At 70.7% G+C, this 17,543-nt stretch carries 19 protein-coding genes; 11 read left to right on the top strand and 8 right to left on the bottom strand.

The window, feature by feature from the left end:
- Positions 1-42: 42 nt before the first annotated feature.
- Genes murJ through mptB form a run of 4 tightly spaced genes read right to left on the bottom strand, consistent with a single transcriptional unit; the run spans position 43 to position 5,130 of the window.
- The gene (gene murJ / locus ACIG5F_RS15275; RefSeq protein ID WP_396518304.1) at positions 43-1,668 is read right to left on the bottom strand and encodes a murein biosynthesis integral membrane protein MurJ; all 1,626 of its coding nucleotides are present in this window, start codon (positions 1,666-1,668) and stop codon (positions 43-45) included.
- 38 nt (positions 1,669-1,706) lie between these two features.
- Positions 1,707-2,483, bottom strand: coding sequence for an ABC transporter permease (locus ACIG5F_RS15270; RefSeq protein WP_396518303.1), 777 nt, complete (start codon positions 2,481-2,483; stop codon positions 1,707-1,709).
- Positions 2,480-3,418: an ABC transporter ATP-binding protein gene (locus ACIG5F_RS15265; protein ID WP_396518302.1), complete on the bottom strand. Its 939-nt coding sequence runs from the start codon at positions 3,416-3,418 to the stop codon at positions 2,480-2,482. The genes ACIG5F_RS15270 and ACIG5F_RS15265 overlap by 4 nt, the downstream gene beginning before the upstream one ends.
- A 44-nt stretch (positions 3,419-3,462) precedes the next feature.
- A complete protein-coding gene (gene mptB / locus ACIG5F_RS15260) occupies positions 3,463-5,130 on the bottom strand; it encodes a polyprenol phosphomannose-dependent alpha 1,6 mannosyltransferase MptB (RefSeq protein ID WP_396518301.1) in 1,668 nt (555 codons plus the stop codon).
- A 261-nt stretch (positions 5,131-5,391) separates the two neighbouring features.
- On the opposite strand from mptB, the gene ACIG5F_RS15255 reads away from it, so the two are divergent.
- From ACIG5F_RS15255 to ACIG5F_RS15215, 9 genes are read left to right on the top strand one after another with little or no spacing between them, the layout of a single operon-like run.
- Entirely contained in the window at positions 5,392-6,132 is a 741-nt protein-coding gene (locus ACIG5F_RS15255; protein WP_396518300.1) for a helix-turn-helix transcriptional regulator, read from the top strand.
- Complete coding sequence (gene sufB / locus ACIG5F_RS15250) at positions 6,129-7,586, top strand: Fe-S cluster assembly protein SufB (protein ID WP_396518299.1); 1,458 nt, start codon at positions 6,129-6,131, stop codon at positions 7,584-7,586. Before ACIG5F_RS15255 ends, sufB begins: the two co-directional genes overlap by 4 nt.
- Position 7,587: 1 nt before the next feature.
- The gene (sufD, locus tag ACIG5F_RS15245; RefSeq protein ID WP_396518298.1) at positions 7,588-8,766 is read left to right on the top strand and encodes a Fe-S cluster assembly protein SufD; all 1,179 of its coding nucleotides are present in this window, start codon (positions 7,588-7,590) and stop codon (positions 8,764-8,766) included.
- A 2-nt stretch (positions 8,767-8,768) separates the two neighbouring features.
- Entirely contained in the window at positions 8,769-9,083 is a 315-nt protein-coding gene (locus ACIG5F_RS15240) for a non-heme iron oxygenase ferredoxin subunit (protein ID WP_396518470.1), read from the top strand.
- Positions 9,084-9,121: 38 nt separating this feature from the next.
- Positions 9,122-9,895, top strand: a complete 774-nt coding sequence (gene sufC, locus ACIG5F_RS15235; protein ID WP_396518297.1) for a Fe-S cluster assembly ATPase SufC — start codon at positions 9,122-9,124, stop codon at positions 9,893-9,895.
- Between the two features lie 48 nt (positions 9,896-9,943).
- The gene (locus tag ACIG5F_RS15230) at positions 9,944-11,227 is read left to right on the top strand and encodes a cysteine desulfurase (RefSeq protein ID WP_396518296.1); all 1,284 of its coding nucleotides are present in this window, start codon (positions 9,944-9,946) and stop codon (positions 11,225-11,227) included.
- Complete coding sequence (gene sufU, locus ACIG5F_RS15225; RefSeq protein WP_396518295.1) at positions 11,227-11,685, top strand: Fe-S cluster assembly sulfur transfer protein SufU; 459 nt, start codon at positions 11,227-11,229, stop codon at positions 11,683-11,685. Before ACIG5F_RS15230 ends, sufU begins: the two co-directional genes overlap by 1 nt.
- Positions 11,682-12,230, top strand: a complete 549-nt coding sequence (locus ACIG5F_RS15220; RefSeq protein WP_396518294.1) for a Uma2 family endonuclease — start codon at positions 11,682-11,684, stop codon at positions 12,228-12,230. Before sufU ends, ACIG5F_RS15220 begins: the two co-directional genes overlap by 4 nt.
- Complete coding sequence (locus tag ACIG5F_RS15215; RefSeq protein WP_396518293.1) at positions 12,227-12,610, top strand: metal-sulfur cluster assembly factor; 384 nt, start codon at positions 12,227-12,229, stop codon at positions 12,608-12,610. The genes ACIG5F_RS15220 and ACIG5F_RS15215 overlap by 4 nt, the downstream gene beginning before the upstream one ends.
- Positions 12,611-12,652: 42 nt before the next feature.
- Here ACIG5F_RS15215 and ACIG5F_RS15210 read toward each other — a convergent pair whose 3' ends face one another.
- Positions 12,653-13,384 (bottom strand): class I SAM-dependent methyltransferase, encoded by a 732-nt coding sequence (locus ACIG5F_RS15210; protein ID WP_396518292.1) that lies wholly within the window; start codon positions 13,382-13,384, stop codon positions 12,653-12,655.
- Positions 13,385-13,437: 53 nt separating this feature from the next.
- Between ACIG5F_RS15210 and ACIG5F_RS15205 the strand changes: the two genes are divergently transcribed.
- On the top strand, positions 13,438-13,953 hold the full coding sequence (locus ACIG5F_RS15205; RefSeq protein ID WP_396518291.1) for an AAA family ATPase: 516 nt from the start codon (positions 13,438-13,440) through the stop codon (positions 13,951-13,953).
- On the opposite strand, the gene ACIG5F_RS15200 is transcribed toward ACIG5F_RS15205, so the two are convergent.
- Entirely contained in the window at positions 13,929-14,465 is a 537-nt protein-coding gene (locus ACIG5F_RS15200) for a GNAT family N-acetyltransferase (protein ID WP_396518290.1), read from the bottom strand. The two genes, ACIG5F_RS15205 and ACIG5F_RS15200, sit on opposite strands and share 25 nt — an antisense overlap.
- A gap of 220 nt (positions 14,466-14,685) precedes the next feature.
- Positions 14,686-15,792: a 5-aminoimidazole-4-carboxamide ribonucleotide transformylase gene (locus tag ACIG5F_RS15195; protein ID WP_396518469.1), complete on the bottom strand. Its 1,107-nt coding sequence runs from the start codon at positions 15,790-15,792 to the stop codon at positions 14,686-14,688.
- Positions 15,793-15,882: 90 nt separating this feature from the next.
- On the opposite strand from ACIG5F_RS15195, the gene ACIG5F_RS15190 reads away from it, so the two are divergent.
- A complete protein-coding gene (locus tag ACIG5F_RS15190; RefSeq protein ID WP_396518289.1) occupies positions 15,883-16,389 on the top strand; it encodes a DinB family protein in 507 nt (168 codons plus the stop codon).
- Between the two features lie 27 nt (positions 16,390-16,416).
- Here ACIG5F_RS15190 and ACIG5F_RS15185 read toward each other — a convergent pair whose 3' ends face one another.
- Complete coding sequence (locus tag ACIG5F_RS15185; RefSeq protein WP_396518288.1) at positions 16,417-17,541, bottom strand: glutamate--cysteine ligase; 1,125 nt, start codon at positions 17,539-17,541, stop codon at positions 16,417-16,419.
- Positions 17,542-17,543: the final 2 nt, after the last annotated feature.

The raw sequence follows: 17,543 nt of genomic DNA, 5'->3' as shown, positions 1-17,543 counted from the left end.
GGGGGCTCTGCCGCCGGCAGAGCCCCCTTGCCTGCGTCGGCGTCAGCGGCGGACCAGGGAGCCGATCTTGTCCAGGGCCGGGCGCAGTTCGTGCACCCGCAGCAGGGCCATCATGCCGAATGCGGCGAGCAGGCCGAGGATTCCGCCCAGCAGCAGGGAAGTGAACGCGCCGAACGCCCCGTGCAGGCCGCCGGGGAGGTAGCTGCGGACGCCGAGCTCGATCGCCAGGGCCACCGCCGCGCCCCAGACCGCGGCCACCGCGACCTTGACGTAGGTGCGCAGCACGCGGCGGCTGCCGAGCTTGCCGAATCGCCGGCGCAGCAACAGTTCCCCGGCCAGCGTGCCCACGGTGAAGCTGATCGCGTCGGAGAAGGTCAGCCCGAACACGACCTGGTTGGGCGGCAGCAGCTGCGCGGCCAGCAGGGCCACCGGCACCTTCAGGGCGATCATCACGGCGTTGATCACTGTCGGCGTGCGGGAGTCCTTCATGGCGTAGAACACGCGCATCTGCAACATGATCAGCGCGTACGGCAGCAGCCCGAACGAGGAGGTGGTGATGGCCAGCCCGAGCCGGGTGGCGTCCGAGCCGCCCTTGCCGAACACGGTGATCGCCACGGCCAGGGCCGGCCCCAGCACGGTCATCAGCGCGCTGATCGGGGCCAGCATCACCGCCGACATCCGGCTGCCCAGCGACAGGTCGTCCAGCAGCGCCGGGATGTTGCCGGTGGCGGCGGCCTTGCTCATCCGCGGCATGATCGCGGTCAGCAGCGACACGCCCAGCACGCCGTAGGGCATCTGCACCAGCAGCCACGAGTACGTGTAGATGGTGATGCTGCCGGGGGCGGCGAAGGTGGCGACCCGGGTGATGGTGATGTAGCCGATCTGGCTGACCACCACGTAGGCCACGACCCACAGGGCCAGGCTGCCGAACTCGCCCAGCCGGCGGTCCCAGCCCCAGTGCCAGCGCGGCCGGTAGCCGCTGCGCAGCAGCGGCGGGATCAGCACCAGCGCCTGGATCACGATGCCGAGCGTGGTGCCCGCGCCGAGCAGCAGCAGCTTGAAGTCGGTGATGTGCACCGGGTTGGTGGAGATCTCGCCCGGCAGCACGAAGTAGGCCGCGATGGTGACCAGCAACGTCAGGTTGTTCAGCACCGGGGCCCAGGCCGGCGCGGCGAACACGTTGCGGGTGTTGAGGATCGCGCCGACCATGGCGAACATGCCGTAGAACAGGATCTCCGGCAGCAGCAGGTACGCGAACGCGGTCACCAGCTCCGGGTTGGCGTTGCCGCTGGCGCTGTCCACGAACAGCCTGGTCAGCAGCGGGGCGGCGGCGACCGCGAGCACGGTCATGCCGAACAGCATGGTGAAGCTGACGGTGAGCAGCCGGTGCGTGTACTCGTCGCCGCCGTCGGCGTCCTCGTGCCGGGCCCGCACCAGCAGCGGCACCACCACGCTGGTCAGCACGCCGCCCAGCAGCAATTCGTAGATGATGTTGGGCACGGTGTTGGCCACCGTGTACGAGTCGTTGATCGCGCCGGCGCTCAGGCCGATCACGGCGGCGAGCAGCAGCTTGGACAGGAAGCCGGTGATGCGGCTGACCAGGGTCGCCACGGCCATCGAGCCGCTGGCCCGGGCCAGGGACGGCTCTTCGTCGCGTCGTTGGTCCACAGTAGTCGTGCTCAAAGTAGGGGGAACGCCTTCTCGGGTCAGGTCAGCCGGGTGGTCTTGGTGGCGACGCCGCCCGCGGCGGCCGCCCAGATGATCAATACCAGCACCGGCTGCCAGCCCGGCGCGCCACCCTGGGTGAGCACGGTGTGCAGCGACTCGGCCAGCGCACCCGAGGGCAGCAGCTGCACGATCACGCCGAGGCCGCCCGGCAGCGAGCTCGCCGGCAGCGCGATGCCGCCGGCCAGCAACAGCACGAACCACACGATGTTGGCCACCGCCAACACGATCTCCGCCCGCAGCGCGCCGCCCAGCAGCACGCCCAGGGCGCCGAACGCGATCGTGCCCAGCAGCACCAGCACGATCGCCCACACGATGCCGCCGGCCGACGGCGACCAGCCCAGCAGCGCGGCCACCACACCCAGCACGACAACCTGGATGGCGACGATGCTCACCGCCGCCAGCACCCGGCCCGCGCCCAGCAGCCAGCGCGGGATCGCCGTGGCGGCAAGGCGTTTGAGCACGCCGTAGCGGCGGTCGAAGCCCAGCGCGATGGCCTGCCCGGTGAACGCCGAGGACATCACCGCCAAGGCGAAGATGCGCGGCGTCACCTCGTCCACCCGGGGCTCGGGCAGCGGCACGATCTTCAACAGGGTCAGGCCGACCAGCAGCGCCAGCGGGATCAGCAGGGTCAGCAGCACCTGCTCGCCGTTGCGCAGGGCCAGCGCCGTCTCGGTGCGGGCCTGGGCGACCAGCATGCGTCCGAGCTTTCCTCGGCCCGGGGCCGGGGCGAACGCGCCGGGGGAGAACGTGCTCATGAGCGAAGCTCCCGTCCGGTCAGCTCCAGGAACACGTCCTCCAGGCTGCGGCGGGCCACCCGCAGCTCCTCGGCCAGCACGCCCTGCTGGGCGCACCACGACGTGACGGTGGAGACGACCTGCGGGTCGATGCAGCCGGCCACCAGGTAGGAGCCGGGGCCGATCTCGTCCACCTTCAGGTTCTCCGGCAGCGCGTCCACCAGCAGCCGGGTGTCCAGGCCCGGGCGGGCCCGGAAGCGCAGCTGCTGCTCGGCCGATCCGCCGCTGGTCAGCTCGCGGGGCGTGCCGCTGGCCACCACCCGGCCGTGGTCGATGATCACGACCCGGTCGGCCAGCGTCTCGGCCTCGTCCATCAGGTGCGTGGTCAGCAGCACGCCGACGCCGTCGGACTTCAAGGCCTGCACCAGGTCCCAGACCAGGCGGCGGGCCTGCGGGTCCAGGCCGGCGGTTGGCTCGTCCAGGAACACCAGCTCCGGCCGGCCGACCAGGGCGCAGGCCAACGACAGCCGCTGCTGCTGCCCGCCGGACAGCCGCTTGTACGGGGTGCGACGTGCCCCCGACAGGCCCAGCACGTCCAGCAGCCAGGCGGGGTCGAGCGGGTTGGCGGCGCAGGTCGCGACCAGGCGCAGCATCTCCTCGGTGCGCACGCCCGGGTACGCGCCGCCGCCCTGCGGCATCACGCCGATCCGGGCCCGCAGCTGCGCGCCGTCGCGCACGGGGTCCAGGCCCAGCACGCGGATCGCGCCGCCGTCGGGGCGCAGGAAGCCCTCGCACAGCTCGACGGTGGTCGTCTTGCCGGCGCCGTTCGGGCCGAGCAGGGCGAGCACGCTGCCGTGCTCCATGGTCAGGTCCAGGCCGTTCACCGCGACGGCCGACCCGTAGCGCTTCACCAGGCCCGACACCTCGACCGCGGGCTTGGTCGGGGACGGGGTCACGTCCGCCGAGCCTAGGGGGTGGCTCGGACGCAGGCTCGTGGGGCTCATCCCAGCCTCCCCGTGGGCACCGGTTCGGACGTGGCGGGGGTCACGGTGAGTTCACCTCGGGGTTCGCGTTCGGGGAGTTTGCCGCGGACCGTCAACAGCAGCAGTCCGACCGTGATGAGCGCGGCCGCGGCGGCGGTCGGGATGAGGAACGCCCGGCCGTCGAAAGTCGACCCGGTGGGCGGCGTGACCAGCGCGATCAGCGCGCTGAACACCGTCACCACGAGCCGGAAGCGCTTGCTGGCCTTGCAGGTGGCCAGCGGAATGATCGCCCACAGCGGGTACCAGGGCTGCACCACCGGGCCGAGCACCACGAACCAGAACAGGAACAGGCCCAGTCCGGCCATCGCGCTCAGGCGGCCGCGGTAGGCCTGCCACAGCAGGGCCACGCCGGCCCCGGCGAAGCCGACCCAGCCGATCGCCCTGGCCACCGCGATCGTGTTGTCGACGTGGTTGCCCACCTGGAACAGCACACCCAGCCCTACGCCGCCCAGCGCGACCAGGGTCACCGGGGACAGCCAGGTGTAGATCTTCGTGCCGCCGGTCAGCGTGTTCAGCCAGCCCCAGCCAAGGCCGCTGGCCACCGTGATCAACGTCATCACGCCGACGCCGATGACCAGCATCACCGCGCCCGCCTTGAGCAGGTGCGACAGGCCGCCGCCCCAGCGTCGGGCGATCATCACGCCGACGAAGCCCAGCGCCACCAGGGCCGGGGCCTTCACGCCGGCGCCCATGGTGATCAGCGTCGTGCCGGCCAGGATGCCGACCAGCTCGTGCCGCTGCCACGGCGGGATCGGGTCGCCCGGGCGGACCTTGGGCAGGTTGGCGATGGCCACGTGGAAGCCGGCCAGCATCAGGCCGATCGCCAGCGCCTCGTTGTGCACGCCGATGACCAGGTGGAACACCACCAGCGGGTTGGCCGCGGCCAGCCAGATCGCCGACACCGGCGGCACCCGGAAGCGGCGGGCCAGGCGGGGCAGGGCCCACACGATCAGGCCAAGGCCGACCAGCGCCAGCACCCGCTCCAGCAGGATGCCCAGCACGATGTTGTCGCCGGCGATGCCGGTGATGGCCCGGCCGATGGTGAGGAACAGCGGGCCGTACGGCGACGGCGTCTCCCGCCACAGCGTCGGCACGTTGCGGGCCAGCAGGTTGTCCGGGCCCAGGGCCTGCGCCGCGCCCACCGTGTACGGGTCCATGCCGTGCTGCACCACGGCGCTCTGGGCCAGGTAGCTGTAGACGTCCTGGCTGAACATGGGCGGCACCAGGATCAGCGGGATCGTCCACATCACCAGCGTGCGGTCCATCTGCGCCCGCGACAGCATGCGCGGCCGGCCCGGCCAGACCAGGCGGCCCAGCCACAGCCAGGCCAGCACCATCATCAACATCCCGGAGAAGGCGCTGGCCATCGCCACCGTCGGGATGCGGGCGAAGACGCCGAGAATCGGCGTGTCCAGCAGCGGGTTGATCGTCGGCGACGCCCCCGCGCCCAGGCCGCCGCAGGCCAGCAGCAGGGAGCCGACCGTGCCGAACCGCCGGATCACCTGGAGCTGCCGCCGCTCGGCCCGGTCCAGCCGCAGCGGCGCGTCCGGCACCGGAACCAGCCCGGGCGGACCGGTCTCACCGACCGACCCGGTCACCAGCTCTCGCAGTTTGGCGGCCAACACCCAAGCAGAGTAGCGAGCACGAGGTGAGCCCCACCTGAACACCCGCCACCCCCGTTTCCGCCACATGCGCTTCCCATGTGGCATCCGGCACCCCTGGTTTCCCCACATGCGCTTCCCATGTGGCGTCCAGTGCCAAGTGGGAAGCGCATGTGGGGAAAAGGGGGGCGGTCGTCACTCGGGTGGGTGTGAAGCGGGTCACGTTGCGTGGTTGGCGGGGGGTCTGCCTTTGCTGTACCGATCGAAATAGGCAACACTTGTGTTGTGAAAAACGCCGGGAGCGATCAGACGCAGGGTGCGGCGCCGCCGCAGCCGGCCGACGGCCGCACCCGGCAGGCGGTGGCCAGGCTGCTGCTCGAACGGGGACCGGTCACCGCGGCCGACGTCGCCGACGAGCTGGGCCTGAGCCATGCCGCCGTGCGCAGGCACCTGGACGCCCTGCTGGCCGATGGAGAAGCGGCCACCAGGGACGCGCCGCTGCGTGGGCGCAGGGGGCGAGGCCGGCCGGCCAAGCTGTTCCTGCTGACCGAGTCGGGCCGGGCCCGCTTCGGTCACGCCTACGACGACCTGGCGGTCGCCGCGCTGCGCTTCCTCGCCGAGAGCGGTGGGGAGCAGGCGGTCCGGGCGTTCGCCGAGCGCAGGGTCGAAGTCATGATCGAACGGCACCGGGACACCGTGACCGAGCCGAAGCAGCCGGCGGAGCGGGCCAAGGCCCTCGCCGCCGCGCTGACCCGCGAGGGCTACGCTTCGTCGTCACGGCACGTCGGCGCCGGGGAGCAGCTGTGTCAGCACCACTGCCCGGTGGCGCACGTCGCGGCCGAGTTCCCGCAGCTGTGCGAGGCCGAGACGACGGCGTTCGCCGCCATGCTCGGCGTCCACGTGCAGCGGCTCGCGACCATCGCCCGCGGTGACGCAGCGTGCACCACCCACGTGCCGCTGCTCCCACCACAAGGCAAGACCCCGAACACGACACCACCCACCCCGGACGGAGGGGAGCTCGCATGACTGCCGCTGCCGAGCAGCGCACGCCCACCACGGCACAGGCCGAGCCGCTGACCCAGGAACAGACCCTGGCGACGCTCGGAACCTATGAGTACGGCTGGGCCGACTCCGACGCTGCGGGCGCGAGCGCTCGCCGAGGTCTGAACGAGGACGTCGTCCGGGACATCTCGGCCAAGAAGAGCGAGCCCGAGTGGATGCTCGAGCACCGCCTGAAGGGCCTCAAGCTGTTCGAGCGCAAGCCCATGCCGAACTGGGGCTCCGACCTGTCCGGCATCGACTTCGACAACATCAAGTACTTCGTGCGGTCCACGGAGAAGCAGGCGGCCTCCTGGGAGGACCTGCCCGAGGACATCAAGAACACCTACGACAAGCTGGGCATCCCGGAGGCCGAGAAGCAGCGGCTGGTCGCCGGCGTCGCCGCCCAGTACGAGTCCGAGGTGGTCTACCACCAGATCAACGAGGAGCTGGCCGCCCAGGGCGTCATCTTCCTGGACACCGACACCGGCCTCAAGGAGCACCCCGAGCTCTTCGAGGAGTACTTCGGCTCGGTGATCCCCAGCGGCGACAACAAGTTCTCCGCGCTGAACTCCGCGGTGTGGTCGGGCGGCTCATTCATCTACGTCCCCAAGGGCGTGCACGTCGAGATCCCGCTGCAGGCCTACTTCCGGATCAACACCGAGAACATGGGCCAGTTCGAGCGCACGCTGATCATCGTCGACGAGGGCGCGTACGTGCACTACGTCGAGGGCTGCACCGCGCCGATCTACTCCTCCGACTCGCTGCACTCGGCGGTCGTGGAGATCATCGTCAAGAAGGGCGGCCGCTGCCGCTACACGACCATCCAGAACTGGTCGAACAACGTCTACAACCTGGTCACCAAGCGCGCCAAAGCCGAAGAGGGCGCGACCATGGAGTGGATCGACGGCAACATCGGCTCCAAGGTCACCATGAAGTACCCCTCGGTGTTCCTGATGGGCGAGCACGCCAAGGGCGAGGTGCTGTCCATCGCCTTCGCCGGCGAGGGCCAGCACCAGGACGCCGGCGCGAAGATGGTGCACCTGGCCCCGCACACCTCCTCGACCATCGTGTCGAAGTCGGTGGCGCGCGGCGGCGGCCGCACCTCCTACCGCGGCCTGGTCCGGGTGAACAAGGGCGCGCACCACTCCGCGTCCACGGTCAAGTGCGACGCCCTGCTGGTCGACCAGATCAGCCGGTCGGACACCTACCCGTACGTGGACGTCCGCGAGGACGACGTGTCCATGGGCCACGAGGCCACCGTCTCCAAGGTGAGCGCGGACCAGCTGTTCTACCTGATGTCCCGCGGCCTGACCGAGGACGAGGCGATGGCCATGGTCGTGCGTGGCTTCGTCGAGCCGATCGCGCGCGAGCTCCCGATGGAGTACGCGCTCGAACTGAACCGCCTGATCGAACTCCAGATGGAAGGGGCCGTCGGCTGACATGGCCACCCCGACGACGCAGCATGGGTTGACCGAGCACTCGCACGGCGGAACCGTGATTCCGCAGAGCTCGCGCGGCGACCGGTTCACCTCCTACGACGTGGACGCCTTCGAGGTTCCGGGCGGGCGCGAGGAGGACTGGCGGTTCACCCCGCTCAAGCGGCTCAACGGCCTGCACAACGGCACCGCCGTGGCCAGCGGCTCGGCCGCCGTGGACGTCAAGGAGTCGCCGGAGGTGCGCGTCGAGCGCGTCGCCCGCGACGACCAGCGCATCGGCCAGGGCGGCGTGCCGGCCGACCGCGTGTCCGCGCAGGCGTGGTCGGCCTTCACCCAGGCCACCGTCGTCACCTTCCCCAAGGAGACGAAGACCACCCGGCCGACCGTGGTCACGGTGACCGGCCCCGGCGAGGGCGGCGTGGCCTACGGCCACGTGCAGCTGCGCGCCGAGGCGTTCGCCGAGGCGGTCGTGGTGGTCGACTACCGCGGCTCGGGCACCTACGCCGACAACCTGGAGATCGTCGCCCTCGACGGCGCGAAGCTCACGGTCGTCGTCGTGCACGACTGGAGCGACGACGCCGTGCACGTGGGCGCGCACCTGGTCAAGCTGGGCCGGGACGCGCAGCTCAAGCACACCGTGGTCACCATCGGCGGCAGCCTGGTGCGGGTCAGCCCGACCGTCACCTACGGCGACAGGGGCGGCGACGCCGACCTGGCCGGCCTGTACTTCGCCGACGCCGACCAGCACCTGGAGCACCGCACCTTCGTCGACCACGCGGTGTCCAACTGCCGCAGCAACGTGGTCTACAAGGGCGCGTTGCAGGGCGAGGGCGCGCACACGGTGTGGATCGGCGATGTGCTGATCCGGGCCGCGGCCGAGGCCACCAACACCTACGAGCTCAACCGGAACCTGGTGCTCACCGACGGCGCCCGCGCCGACTCGGTGCCCAACCTGGAGATCGAGACCGGCGAGATCGAGGGCGCCGGCCACGCCAGCGCCACCGGCCGGTTCGACGACGAGCAGCTGTTCTACCTCCAGGCCCGGGGCATCCCGACCGAGCAGGCCCGGCGGCTGGTCGTGCGGGGCTTCTTCCACGAGGTGCTGCAGAAGATCGACGTGCCCGAGGTGCGGGAGCGCCTGGAGGCGGCGATCGAGGCCGAGCTCCAGGCCGTGGGGGCGTGACGATGCTCCGCGCGTGTTCGCTGGCCGACCTGGAGGACGGCAAGCCGTTCCCGGTCGAGCTGGCGGACACGCCGATCGTCCTGGTGCGCCAGGGCGACCAGGTGCACGCGCTGCGCGACGAGTGCACGCACGCCGAGATCGCCCTGGCCGAGGGCGAGCTGACCCGCAAGGGCCTGGAGTGCTGGCTGCACGGGTCGTGCTTCGACCTGCGCACCGGCGCCCCGTCCTCGCCGCCCGCCACCGAGCCGGTGGCCGTGTACGCGGTGACCGTGTCCGGCGACGACGTGCTCGTCGACCCGGAGCACCGCACCAACTGACTTGTAGTTCAACCGCCACACAGGAGAACGAGAACCCGATGGCCACCCTGGAGATCAAGGACCTGCACGTCTCGGTCGTCACCGACGACGGCCCCAAGGAGATCCTCAAGGGGGTGGACCTGACGATCAAGGCCGGCGAGACGCACGCCATCATGGGCCCCAACGGCTCCGGCAAGTCCACGCTGTCCTACGCGATCGCCGGTCACCCCAAGTACGAGGTCACCTCGGGCGAGGTCCTGCTCGACGGTGAGGACGTGCTGGGCATGGCCGTCGACGAGCGGGCCCGCGCCGGCATCTTCCTGGCCATGCAGTACCCGGTCGAGGTGCCCGGCGTGTCCATGTCGAACTTCCTGCGCACCGCCGCCACCGCCGTGCGCGGGGAGGCCCCGCAGGTGCGGCACTGGGTCAAGGAAGTCAAGACCGCCATGTCGGAGCTGGAGATCGACCCGTCGTTCGCCGAGCGCAGCGTGAACGAGGGCTTCTCCGGCGGCGAGAAGAAGCGGCACGAGATCCTCCAGCTGGCCCTGCTCAACCCGAAGATCGCCATCCTCGACGAGACCGACTCCGGCCTCGACGTGGACGCGCTGCGGGTGGTGTCCGAGGGCGTGAACCGCTTCCGCGCCAACGGGGAGAGCGGCGTCATGCTGATCACCCACTACACCCGCATCCTCAAGCACATCACCCCCGACTTCGTGCACGTGTTCGCCGGCGGCCGGATCGTCGAGTCCGGCGGCGCCGAGCTGGCCGCGCGCCTGGAGGAAGAGGGTTACGTGAAGTACACCGGCAAGCAGGAAGCCGCGCAGGTCGGCTGACGTTGCACCTGTTGACCTGTAGTCGTTGAACGCGAGGAGGCGCCGGCAGTGACCACCACCGCTGCACCCTTGGACGTCGCCGCCCTGAAGGCCGACTTCCCGATCCTGGCTCGCACGGTGCGCGAGGGCAAACGGCTGGTGTACCTGGACTCCGGCGCCACGTCGCACCGCCCGACCCAGGTGCTCGACGCCGAGCGGGCCTACATCGAGACGTCCAACGCCGCCGTGCACCGCGGCGCGCACCAGCTGTCCGAAGAGGCCACCGACCTCTACGAGGCGGCCCGGGAGAAGATCGCCGACTTCATCGGCGTCGGCATGGACGAGGTCGTGTTCACCAAGAACGCGACCGAGGCCATCAACCTGGTCGCCTACGCCTTCGGCAACGCCACCTTCTCCGACGACCCGGCGGCCAAGCGCTTCACGCTCGGGCCGGGCGACGAGATCGTGGTGACCGAGATGGAGCACCACGCCAACCTGCTGCCGTGGCAGCAGCTGGCCCAGCGCACCGGCGCCACCCTCAAGTGGTTCTCGGTCACCGAAGAGGGCCGGCTTGATCTGTCCGATGTGGACGATCTGATCACGCCGCGCACCAAGGTGGTCGCCTTCACCCACCAGTCCAACGTGCTCGGCACGGTGAACCCGGTGTCGGTGCTGGTGGCCAAGGCCCAGTCGGTCGGCGCCCTGACCGTGCTGGACGCCTGCCAGTCCGTGCCGCACTCCACTGTGGACTTCCGGGCCCTTGGTGTGGACTTCGCCGCGTTCTCCGGCCACAAGATGCTCGGCCCGTCCGGCATCGGCGTGCTGTACGGCCGGTACGAGCTGCTCGAGGCGATGCCGCCGTTCATCACCGGCGGCTCCATGATCGAGCAGGTGTTCATGGAGAAGTCCACCTTCGCCCCGCCGCCCGCGCGGTTCGAGGCCGGGGTGCCCATGACCTCCCAGGCCATCGGGCTCGGCGCGGCCGTGGACTACCTGCGGCTGCTGGGCATGGACGCCGTCGCCGCCCACGAGCACGAGCTCACCGGCGCCGCGCTGGCCGGCCTCCAGGAGATCCCGGGCGTGCGGATCGTCGGTCCGAAGGACAACGTCGACCGTGGCTCCGCCGTCTCGTTCGTCGTCGACGGCGTGCACGCCCATGACGCCGGGCAGGTCCTCGACAGCCTCGGCATCGAGGTCCGCGTCGGGCACCACTGCGCGTGGCCGCTGCACCGCAAGCTCGACGCCGCCGCCACCGTGCGGGCCACGTTCTACGTCTACAACGACCTCGCCGACGTGCAGGCCCTGCTCGACGGCGTGCGCGAGACCCAGCGGTTCTTCGGGGTGAACGCCTGATGCAGCTCCAGCAGATGTACCAGGAGATCATCCTGGACCACTACAAGAATCCCCACCACCGCGGCCTGCGCGATCCCTTCGAGGCCGAGGTGCACCACGTCAACCCCACCTGCGGCGACGAGGTCACCGTGCGGGTGCACCTGGAGGGCGACGGCCCCGACGCCAAGGTCGTCGACGTCTCCTACGACGGCCAGGGCTGCTCCATCAGCCAGGCCTCCACCTCGGTCCTCACCGACCTGGTCATCGGCCGCACCGTCGGCGAGGCCTTCGGCACCATGGACTCCTTCGTCGAGCTCATGCAGGGCCGCGGCAAGATCGAGCCCGACGAGGACGTCCTCGAGGACGCCGTCGCCTTCGCGGGTGTGGCGAAGTATCCGGCGCGGGTCAAGTGTGCTTTGCTCGGCTGGATGGCTTTCAAGGACGCGGTCGCCCGCGTCGTCGATGGGGACGGTAAGTGACAGCTCCGCTGTGGACCCTCGGGGAGTGGATCGCACTCCCCGAGGACACCAGCTGCCGTTTCGAACTCGAAGATGGCGTGATGCTCGTCGGCCCGAATCCGGGAAGCAGGCACCAGCGGGTGCTGGGTCGACTTGCTCATGTCTTGGGCGAGCAGCTTCCAAGCCCGTGGGAGCCGCTTCCGGCGGTGGAGGTGGTCACCCGGGCCGCCTTCCCGTCGTGCGTTCGAGTGCCCGATCTGGTGGTGGTGGACGGCGATTCGCTCGACTGGAACGCCGCCCAGTTGTCCGCCGAGGATGTGCTCATCGCCATCGAGATCATCGAGCCGGGCACGCGGGAGGCCGACACCGGTCGCAAGCGTGTGGAATACGCCGAGGCGGGCATCCGTCACTACTGGATGGTCGATCCCGAGCCGCCGATCTCGGTGACGGTGGGATCGTCCACGGTGACCGGAGAATTCGTGGTCACCGAACCGTTCCCGATCACGATTGACCTGACCGACCTGACTTTCCGCCGCGAGCGGACCGAGAGGATGATGAGCCGGTGACCGAGGATGTGACCCGGACCGCTGAGGCGCTGCCCGAGGCGCCGGCGAAGGCCGATGTGCCGTCGCTGGAGGACATCGAGGAGGCCATGCGCGACGTGGTCGACCCCGAGCTCGGCATCAACGTGGTCGACCTGGGCCTGGTGTACGACATCCACCTGGACGACGACAACGTCGCCACCCTGGACATGACGCTGACCTCGGCGGCCTGCCCGCTGACCGACGTGATCGAGGACCAGACCCGGGCGGCCCTGACCGGCGGGCCGGGCGGGGGAGTGGTGAGCGACTTCCGCATCAACTGGGTGTGGATGCCGCCGTGGGGCCCGGAGAAGATCACCGACGACGGTCGGGACCAGCTGCGAGCCCTCGGCTTCACGGTCTGACGTTGACGAGAAGGCCCCTCCCGCGAGCGGGAGGGGCCTTTGTCATGCCGTGGCTCGGATCAGGAATCGGTGCGTGCGGACGGCGAACGGGCCGTCGGCTTCGATCCGCCCGTGCAGCCGGCGCAGCGCCGTGTCGTAGCGGGCGACAGTGAAGTCCGGCACCTGCCATGGCACCATCCGCAGCTGGTAGACCACCGCACCGATGTCGTGGAACTCCAGCAGGGGCCACTCCTCGACGGCGTCGACGATCTCCAGGCCGGCGGCGGTCAGCGCTTCCGTTGCCACACCGAGGTTCCAGCGGCGGTCCGTGGCCGGCGCGCCGATGGCGTGGTTGAGGTCGACGCAGTCCTCGCTGCCGACCTGCTGGGTCAGCACGGTGCCGCCGGCGGCCAGCACGCGGGCGATGCCGACGGCGTCGAACCGGCCGTGGCGGTTCAGCACCAGTGAGAACTCGTTGTCGGGAAAGGGAAGTTCCTCGGTGCCGACTACCGTGACGCCCAGCGGGGCCAGCCGCTCGGTGGCCACCGGGACGTTCGGCGGCCAGCCCTCGGCCGCCCAGGTCCGGCCGGCCGGCGGCGCGAGGGAGGCCAGCAGTTCGCCGCCGCCCGTGTCGATGTCCAGTACCCGGTCCGCGTCGCGCAGCAGTTCGCGGGCCAGGTCGTCGTAGCGCCACGACGGCTCCATCGTGACCGCCCGTCCGTCCAGCCAGCCGAAATCCCAGCCGTGCAACGGAACCGCCTCGGCCGCGGCCATCAGTGCGTCGTAGTCCGCCATGATCCCAACGTATCGGCCGTGTCGATCGCTTTCCCCGATGGCATGCTGGGCCGATGCCATTGGTATGGGTCACCGGCACCTCGGGCACCGGAAAGTCGACCGTCTGCGCGCTGCTCAGGGAACGCGGCGAGGCGGCGATCGACGCCGACTGGGAGGGCTACAACCACTGGGTCGACCGGGTCACCGGCCACCCCGTCGCCGACCCGCCCGACCCCGTGCCCGCCGGCTGGCTCGACCGCTTCGGCTGGCGCATCAGCCGTCCCGCCGTCCAAGCCCTCGCCGCCACCGCCCACGACCGCACCGTTTATCTCTTCGGTGCCGTCGAGAACGAGAACGAGGTCTGGGACCTCTTCGACACCGTCGTCTGCCTGGTGGTTGACAACGACACCCTCCGCCACCGCCTGCTGACCCGCACCACCAACTCCTTCGGTAAGCACCCTGAAGAACTCGCCGCCGCCCTCGGCCACAACGAGCACATGGCCGCCACCTACCGCCGCTTCGGCGCGCTCATCGTCGACGCCACCCAGCCCCTGGCCGACGTCGCTCAAGCCGTCGCGATGCGCGAGTAGACCAGCACGTCCGCACGCCGGTCGCCGAAAGTGAGAAAGCTGCGCAGCCGCCCCTCCAACAGGTAGCCGTTGAGCTCCAGAACCCGTTGCGACGCAACGTTGTGCGGCTCCACCCAGGCCTCAATCCGGGCGAACTGCCCGATGCCCCACCCGGTCATCAGCGCGATCGCCCGCGAGCCGATTCCCCGCCGTCGCACGGCGGGCACGAGCCAGTACCCGATGCCCGCCACCCCCGGCTGCGGCCGCAGCATCAGGTTGATATGCCCGACCGCCTCGTCGGTCCGATGGTCGACGACAGCCATGGACAGACCCTGCCCGGACGTGAGCCGCGCGTGCTGGCGGGCGATGTAGGCCAGGCCGGCCTCGGGTGTGTACTGCGCGGGAACCGTTGTGCCCCTGGGAATGTCGGGATCCCGCGAGGCTTGCTCGACACAGGCCAGGTCGGTGTCACGCCAGGGACGCACGCCCACGACCCCGTCGTCGAGCGGACCCGGGTAGTTCAGGCTGGTCATGGCCGGCCATTCCACCACACCCCGCCCCGCCCCTCATCCCAATTGCCCCGGAGCGCACCCCTCCGGAGCGCACCCCCGGGTGTGCACCACCCCCCGGCGCTTGGAAGGGGGCTTTCCTCCACTCGGAGTGGAGGAAAGCCCCCTTCCAAGCACCGGGGGCCAAGCACCGGGGGCCAAGCACGGGGGGCCCAAGCACCAGGGGCCAAGCGTGGGGGCGGGGTTAGTGGTGGAAGAGGCGGAGGTCGGTGCGGACGAGGGTGATGCCGTGCTTGCGGCAGGCCTGGGCGACCTCGTCGGAGCGGATGGAGCCGCCGGGTTCGGCGATGTAGCGGACGCCGTGGCGGGCGGCGTGGTCGACGTTGTCGCGGAAGGGGAGGTAGCCGTCGGAGGCGAAGGAGACGCCGGACAGGCGTTCCATCCACTCGGCGCGTTCGAGGGCGGTGAGGTCCTCTTCGAGGTAGCGGATCTGCTCGTTGATCAGGTCCTGGCGGCGGGTGCCGGGCTTGACGTCGAGCAGGACCCGGACGGCGGGGTGGCGGCGCAGCCACCAGATGTCGACCTTGCTGCCGGCCAGCCGGGTGCAGTCCACGCGGGACTGCTGCCCGGCCCCGATGCCCAGTGTGACACCGTCCTTGACGTAGCAGACGGAATTGGACTGGGTGTGGCGCAGCACGGCCATGCCCAGCAGGAGATCGTCGACGGCGGTGGAGGGAAGATCCGAGCCGAGCAGGGATCGGGTCAGGGGCACGGGATCGCGGTCCTGGGTCAGCCGCATGCCGAAGACCTCGCGGGTTTCCCGTCGCGGGGGAACGAAATCCGGATCGGCCTCGACGACGAGGAAACGGCCGCCCTTCTTGGCCGACAGGGCGCCGACGGTGCCGGGCTCGAAGCCGGGGGCCACGACGCCGTCGCACACGACGGCGCTGAGCAGCTCGGCCAGCTCGGCGTCGACGGGGGCGGACACGGCGGCGAAGTCGCCGTAGGAGGACTTGGGATCGGCGTCCCGGGCCCGCAGGTAGGCGCTGGCCACGGGACCGACGTTGTCCATTCCGTACAGGTCGGCGGTCACCTGGTCGATCGGCCCGGACAGGGCGGCCCCGGCCGGGGAGACGTGCTTGAACGAGGCGGCGACGGTCCGGTCCAGGGCCAGGGAGGCCTCCCGCACCAGCTGCCACGCGTTCAGGGCGTCCAGCATGTTGACGTAGGACGGCTCCCCGTTGAGCACACGGACGGCCGACCCCTCGTACTCGGCGGTCTGCTGCGGGTTGACGCCGTAGCGGAGCTCCATCGCTGCCTCCTCAGCCTGTCTGCTGACGGAGACGCCCAGGCGGTCGACGCTCGCATCCGGTTCCGGCCGCTCCCCGGTGGTGTCCCACCCTCGCCAGTCACGACCTCCCGCGATGATACATTATCGAACATGAGTTCGAGCGAACTGCCGCGTCGGTGGCCGGAGACCGACAGCGACGAGTTGACCCTGCTGACCGAGTTCCTGACCTTCCTGCGGATCACGGCGGTGAACAAGCTGGCCGGGCTGGACCGGGACGCGGCGGCGGCCACGCCGTTCCCGGCCTCGCCGGTGTTCAGCATGCTGGGCCTGATCCGTCACCTCACCTCGGTCGAGCGCTACTGGCTGTCGATCGTCGGCGGCGGCATGGACGTGCCCAACCGCTGGGAGAGCCCCGATCCGGACATCGACTTCCGACTGTCCGAACAGGACACGCCGGAGTCGGTGGTCGCGGAGTACCGGCAGCAGTGGGAGCTCTCCCGGCAGGCGCTGGCGGGCAAGGCGGCCGGCGACCCGTCGACCCGGGACGCCGACAAGAACGTCCGCTGGCTGCTGACGCACCTGGTGCAGGAGACCGCCCGCCACGTCGGCCACCTGGACGTGCTGCGGGAGTTCGCCGACGGCACGACCGGCGAGTGACCCTCACGTCAAGCCTCACGCCAGGCTTCACACCAGGTCGTCGGCCCCGGCGGTCTGCGCGGTCAGCAGGTCGACCACGTCGGTGAGCTTGCCGTTGCGGGCGTACGCCCTGCGCTGCCGCGTCGCCCCGCATCCCTTGGCCACCAACGACTCCAGCAGGTCGAGCACGAGGTCGAGGTCGCCGGCGTCCTCCAGCGCCGGCCGGACCCGGCCGATCAGCTGCCGCACCAGCACCGGCGTGGGCAGGGTGTGCCCGGTGACCGGGTTGACGCAGTTGCCGCCGAGCCCGTCCCGGGCGGCGCGCCAGTTGGCCGCCCGGAGCAGGTGCTGCGGCATGGCCAGCGGCGGCCGGGTGTCGTGCAGGGCGGTGGCGACCATGGCCCGGGCCAGGGCGGCGATCAGCACCGCCTCGTCGGCCGTCGCGGCCACGTCGCACACCCGCAGCTCGATCGTCGGATGTTGTTGGGACAGACGGATGTCCCAGTACGCCATGGCCCGGTCCATGGCCGCGCCGACCTGCATCAGCGACCGCACGGCGTGCTCGTACTGCTCGGGCGACTCGAACACGGGCGGCGGCCCGGCCGTGGGCCAACGGGCCCACACCAGGTAGCGCCAGCTCGCGTAGCCGGTGTCGCGGCCCTCCCAGAACGGGGAGTTGGCGCTCAGCGCGAGCAGCACGGGCAGCCACGGCCGCAGGTAGTTGCTGGCCCGGATGCCTTCCTCCGGCCCGGGAATGCCGACGTGCACGTGACAGCCGCAGATCGACAGGCCGTCGGTGACCGCGCCGAACTCGGCGGCCATCTGCCGGTAGCGGTCGCTGTCGGTCAGCGGCGGCGGGGCGGCGCGGCCGAGCACCGGGGTGCCCACCGCGGCCAGCCGCAGCCCGTGCCGACGGGCCGTGCCGGCCAGTTCCTCCCGGCTGTCCACGATGCTCGCCCGGACCTCGGCCATCGTGGTGCAGACCGGGGTGGCCGTCTCGACCTGGAACTGGGTGATCTCCGGCTGTAGTCCCGGCAGCCGCCCGGCCGCCGCGGCCAGCACCACCGGGGCCCGCGGCGACACCCGCCGGGTGCGGTAGTCGACCAGCAGGAACTCCTCCTCGACGCCGACCGTCAGCGGCGTCCTCGCCCCGGCCGACCTGGGTGCGGGCACGA

The organism is Kutzneria sp. NPDC052558 (assembly GCF_044547355.1).
Classification (GTDB): domain Bacteria; phylum Actinomycetota; class Actinomycetes; order Mycobacteriales; family Pseudonocardiaceae; genus Kutzneria.
This window is presented reverse-complemented; position numbering and strand designations above follow the sequence as displayed.